The organism is Advenella sp. EE-W14 (assembly GCF_012923605.1).
In the GTDB taxonomy this organism is placed as follows: Bacteria; Pseudomonadota; Gammaproteobacteria; order Burkholderiales; family Burkholderiaceae_B; genus Advenella; species Advenella alkanexedens.
Genome location: NZ_JAAVNG010000003.1, coordinates 1 through 5652 on the forward strand (window position 1 = coordinate 1; position 5652 = coordinate 5652).

The 5652-nt window shown below is 45.4% G+C and carries 3 protein-coding genes; 1 reads left to right on the top strand and 2 read right to left on the bottom strand.

Features of this window, described 5'->3' with window-relative positions; all coding sequences use genetic code 11:
* Positions 1-139 precede the first annotated feature (139 nt).
* Positions 140-313, top strand: a complete 174-nt coding sequence (locus HCX92_RS00900) for a DUF1840 family protein (RefSeq protein WP_169293043.1) — start codon at positions 140-142, stop codon at positions 311-313.
* Positions 314-475: 162 nt separating this feature from the next.
* Here HCX92_RS00900 and HCX92_RS00905 read toward each other — a convergent pair whose 3' ends face one another.
* Positions 476-2008: a hypothetical protein gene (locus HCX92_RS00905; RefSeq protein ID WP_169293044.1), complete on the bottom strand. Its 1533-nt coding sequence runs from the start codon at positions 2006-2008 to the stop codon at positions 476-478.
* Positions 2009-2686: 678 nt separating this feature from the next.
* A partial coding sequence (locus HCX92_RS15010) for an RHS repeat-associated core domain-containing protein (RefSeq protein ID WP_169293045.1) occupies positions 2687-5652 on the bottom strand: 2966 nt, incomplete at its 5' end.

Below are 5652 nucleotides of genomic sequence, written 5' to 3' on the forward strand. Positions count from 1 at the left end.
ACTATTGCCAGCAGTAGCAGGGTTGTGATTCTTTTCATGACCGTGAGTGCTCGTTTTGAACGAAAAATGAAATCATCGGCCTGAAATGCTTCTTGTAGTAAACTGGGCGTATTACTTTATCTATTGTGGGAAACCGAAGATGCTGATTACTTTCCGCTCAAATGCAAGTGCTGATGTTGTGATGCTGGACAAGCATGCCCTGTCTGTCCTGAAGGCTGCAGGGCGTGATTATGAGACACTGCCTGAAAATGGTGTGTTTACGGTAGAACAATTGGATGAAGCTATTGATAACATTGTGTCATACCGTGGCTGAAAACCCCGAGTCCAATCCTTATCAAACTTATGCCGAAAAGATCGGGAAGGATATGACGAGTATCTGGAAGAAAAACCTCATCCGGTAAGAGGGCTCAAAAAATCCCCGTATTTTTTCGTGTTTTGGAATCCTGCAGATAAATGGAACTACAGTTTCCCGTGCCTAGCGGGTTGGTAAGCAGGCGTGGCTGTCGGTCACTATGAATGGTTGGCCGATATGGTCGGAATGAATAAAATACAGCTTTGCCTTATAGGGTCGAAGTTGCGGCTTTTTGATTGGGTTGAAGGTATCGGCGTCATAATCCATGAAGGAGTCATTCAATGGATCGTCAATATTGAAAGAGGCACGCTCGTACTCAATGAAAGCAACAGGTAACTGGCCTGCATAAATGTAGCGGCGGTCAATACCCCCGTTTGGTCCATGCTCGGCGCGTTTTCCCTTACGTGTTGTCCATTCTCCAGCCAGCAGGTTGTTTTCGTAGTAGTAATGGGTATGTGTGTCTTTGGTTTTTTTTATAATTCTTTGCCCTATACCGTTATAAATATATTCAGCAAGTAGTTCCTTATCAAGTTCAACGTATTTCAACCGCTGGTTGGCGCCATATTTAAGTACAAAGTCGTTAATCTTGAGCGGCAGACCACTGGCATCGCGTTCTATGTTCGAAATAATACTTTCGGATCCATTGGAATATGCGGCATTTGAACCATTGTCATTCCAGGCATAATGATATTGAGTGGAAAGGTCCTGGTTCTTTTGATGAGCCTGTATCGTGGCGTTCACCATTCTTTTGCGCGGGTCATACACATAGGATTGCGTGGATTGATAGTCGACCTGCGGTACCATTACGGTTTCATTGATTAGGGTGTTGTTTTCTGAAAAATTAAGCAGTTGGCTCCATATTCGTTTCTGCTTTTCATCCCATAAACTGAGCTGTGTTTGCCCCTGTTCGGTTTTTAAAGCATGAAATTGAAGTTTGTTACCCAGCAAATAGCCTTTGCCAAATGTATGAGAGTCAAGAATCAGGTGAGATTGCTTACCCGACTGCTCGGTCCAGATGATGGTTTCGGGTTTGTTGTTTTTGTCATGCAAATAAGTAATAGAGCCGCCTTCAGGCAGATGATGAATACGTGCTCGATTGGGTTTTTCAAATGTATATTTATCTGTCAGAATTGCTTTGATATCAGAATGTTCGTTTCTGTTTCGATAAGACTCTACATATAGCGTATTTTCTTGTCGTGAATCAAAAGTAAGGCTCTCTTTTGGAGACTTTATCAAGACCCATCCGAAATCTGCGGTGCCCCCTAATTTTGTAATGATTGGGGGTTCTTTTCGTTTTGACGTTTCGGTTACCGTTCTCAGGTAACCTGTTTCGTCATACTCCAGAAGGGCATGATTGCCGTTGGCGAATGTTTGTTCAACGACCTGATTGCGTAAGCCGTCTGCATGTACAATTTGCAACTTGCTTCCGGTAAGCCACGATCGGATATCACAAAAGCGGGACCTGCTACCTGTGATTAGGTAAGCGGGATTGCCGGTACCCGGGGTTAATGAGGGTTTTTCCAAGGTGTCCGGGCATGGGTTAGCTATGACAGCGGATTTGCAGGAAACAAAATTGTAAGTTTGCGAGATGGTTTGAGACCATGCGTGCTGTAATAGCGTCGCTGCCAGTAAAATAAGTGCTGAAATTTTTTTCATGGTTTAGGTAGCGAAATTTTACCGGCAGGCCGCTGGCATCCCGGGTGATTTGTGGTGTGGCGGTGGTGCCGTCCTTGTCGTAAGAGGCGTTGGAGCCATCGGGGTTCCAGGCGTATTGGTGGCGGGTGTTGGTGTCTTGTTAGTAGTATCGTGTATTGATAACTGCGTCAGTGAGCCGGTTTTGCGAATCGTACGAATACCCGCTTGTGCTATGCAGTTGCCTGGCTGGCAGGCTGGTGTGTTCGTTGGCCAGGGTGCCGCCTTCAGGCAAAATGTGTTCAACGGTTTGCGTGTCTTTGACAATGCGATAATAGTCGCGATAGTAGATTTGCTGGAATATTGCTGGAGAAAATACACGATTGAATGTTGTAAAACTAAATGCATCTTCACTGAATCGATCAAAAGCTTGTTTTCTTTTAAAACCCTGTAAAGCGGCTCTGTCTCCGTTCGTTATGTTCCAGCGTAGCCGGATCAGCCCATTGGCTACCGTTCTTGAGCTTGTGTATATAGTTTAATTTTCCATTTCCGTCATAGGAAAATTGCATTTTGTCGCCATTGGCAAATGATTGCAGGATGAGCTGGTTTTTTTCATTGGATTAACATTGTTGTCTGGCAAGGTCTTTGGTTCAGCTTTTAAGAAAAAGGCCGAACCGTTATATATTTAAGGGAGCGTTTAGGCTAGAAGGGAGCGTCCCAGTCCAGATTTTTTTTAAGCCATTGTTTATAGGCAGGGACATCTATTTCTCCTACGATGCGATGTTCCAGACCAAAAAAATCAAATTGTTGGGTCGCATTTGGGTCTTCGGGAATTCTGCGAATGAAATGTTCCATTTCGATTCTTGCTTCCTCGCCTAAGTAAGGGTGAGATGCTTGACGCCAGTTTCTTTCGTTGTGGCCAGCCGTTTGTATATGCCTGTCTCTATTCGGAACAATATCGCCATTATCAGGAGCCCCATGCATGAAAGGGGTGTCTATGCTTTGGAAATTTTGACTGAGGATTTTATCGCTTTTGAAGGTGTCAAGTGGTTTTAAGGGAACACCTGCCTGTGTGGCTTGCCAATGTATCCAGGCCAAGGCAATATCACCCAAGTCACTGTACCGACCGGGGGCCGGGTTGTGAGTGTCAGTCAGGTCACTGTCCCATCTAATGCCACCAATGTCGGAATGGGCACCAATAAAACCTTGCTCTATGTAGTTGCGTCCATTCCCGGTTAACAGGGTAACAGGAAACAATTCCCGGAATTCATGCAGTGCCACGGCATGCGCTACCCATGTCCATTTTTCGGGCACGCTATATTTTTCTTTATGGTTGCGGCTGCCACGATTGCCCAATTGGGGGACGTTATCAAAAAGCCCGATAAAGCGTAAATCCAGGCAGGCCTGTATGAGTTTGAATGAAACACGATTATCACGGAATGGGTAGGAGAACAAGCCGTGTTTATCGGTATTGTCGGCTATCTTGTTGGCAAATATGAGCGCAAAGGTGGCACCTCGTGAAAAACCAACCACATCTATACTAAAAAAAGGTAAAGGTTGTGTGTTTGCCTCCTCATTTATGGGTGTTGCATCCCCTCGCACGTAGAAGTACGGGGCAATATGGTTGAGCAGTGCATAGAATTGCTGATTGACAATCTCTTGCGTTTTAGTGGCAGCCAGCAGATCCATTGTATTGCTAAAATTAGTCTCTTCAGTCAGGGCTCCCGAGCCTTCAATATAGCTGCCAAGCTGTCCATCATACAAACGTTCGAATTTACGGACATTGGTGTTGGTGTATTTATCATTATTGGTACCATCAAAGGAAAAAAGCAGTAAACCCAGCGGGTCAGTAAACCGGCGAGGCTGCTGGGCGGCATAACCAAACGGATCGTTATTAGCTGCAGGCCCAATCGGGTCGGGTTCCAGATAATGCCCCGCTGCTGGGTCATAATAACGGTGCAAGTTGTAATGCCAACCGGTTTCCTGGTCGTAATATTGCCCGGGCAGGCGCAGGTTGAATTCAATATCGGCATGTAAAATATGGCTTTCCCCGGTTGGGCTGTTATGTGCCAGCCAGTGGATTTTCTGCTCTTGGTCGGTCACCATGAAAGGCTGGCCGATGTGGTCTGTATGAATGAAATACAGCTTTGACTGATGAGGATGCCGCCTGGGGTCATCAATGGGCACTTCTTCGGTGGGTACCATTTTTATGGGGAAAGTCGCCTGTTCATAATCAATAAAAGCAACGGGCAGCTTGCCGGCATAAATATAACGGCGGCTGATATTGTCATTGACACCCTGCGTGGTGAGCTTGTCCCGGTGGATAGTCCACTCTCCAACCAGTAAATTGTTTTCATCATAGTAATAATGGGTATGCGCGTCAGGGGTGGTTTTGATGGTTCGCTGTCCATGCACACCATAAAAGTAGGCGGCTAAGAAGGCTTTATTTTTAGTGATGTAATGCAGTTTGCGATTGGGGCCATACTCAAGTTCAAGTTCTCCCGTTTTGATTGGCAAGCCGCTGACATCACGTTCAATAGCGGGCTTAATTGTATTGCTACCATTAAAATAAGCGGCACTGGATCCATCCTTGTTCCAGGCATAATGGTGCAGGCCAGACAAATCCTGTTCTTTATATTGGGCGCTGGTTTTGGTGCTGATCATTCTTTGGGATGGGTCATAGGCATAATTGCGGCCTGCTTCGTATTTTGCGTCTGGCACAATGACGGTTTCGCTGCGCAGGGTGTTGTCTTCAGAGAAATCCAGTGTCTGGGTCCAGAACCGTTTGTCTTTATTCCATAAGCTAAGCTGGGTTTGTCCTGCATCGGTCTTAAGGGCATGAAAGGCCAACTGGTTGCCCAGCACATAGCCTTTTTCGGGAATGCTGGAATCCATGATTAAATGGTGTTTTTTGCCGGATTGTTCGGTCCAGATAATGGTTTCGGGTTTGTTGTTTTCATTATAAAAATAACTAATGTATCCCCCTTCGGGTAAATGGTGGATTTTGGTTTTACCCTCATTTTCAAAGATGTATTCATCATCGTATCTTATTGAGGGCATCCAGTCCTCAATGCCTTTTCTATTTGCTGATACCCATATTGGACGACGGCTGGTATTGATGTTTAGCGTGTTTTTTTGCAGCGTAAAGAACACTTTTTTTTCGACGTTATTTTCGTCACTATATTCAACGGCAAAAAAATTGTTTTTCGGTTGTGAGACTATTTTTGTGGTTACAGACCTAGCCTTGTTTTTGGTTGATTCCATCACCTTTACCAGGTGCCCGTCTTTATCATATTCAAACAAAGCCTGGTCTCCATTGGCAAACTTCTGTTCTACCGGCAGGTTTCTGTCGTTATAACGGGTATGTTCGGCACCTGTAATTTTGCTGGACCATGTTACCGGACGGTCTTTTTCATCGTAGTGCAGTTGCAGCCCGGCCCAGGGTGAGCGGCTGATGTCCAGTTGTCTGATATTATCGTTTTCATCGTAATGAATCTGGGTGCCATTCAGGCTGGTCATTCTTCCCTTGCTGTCATATTCGGCTTTGGTGCCGGGTATGGCGCAACCATGACAGCCAGCTCCTTCAATTGCTTCCAGTACATATTTTCCACCCTTGATGGAAGTATGAAAATCGGTGTGCTTGCCATCGGTATTTTTAACACGCGTGA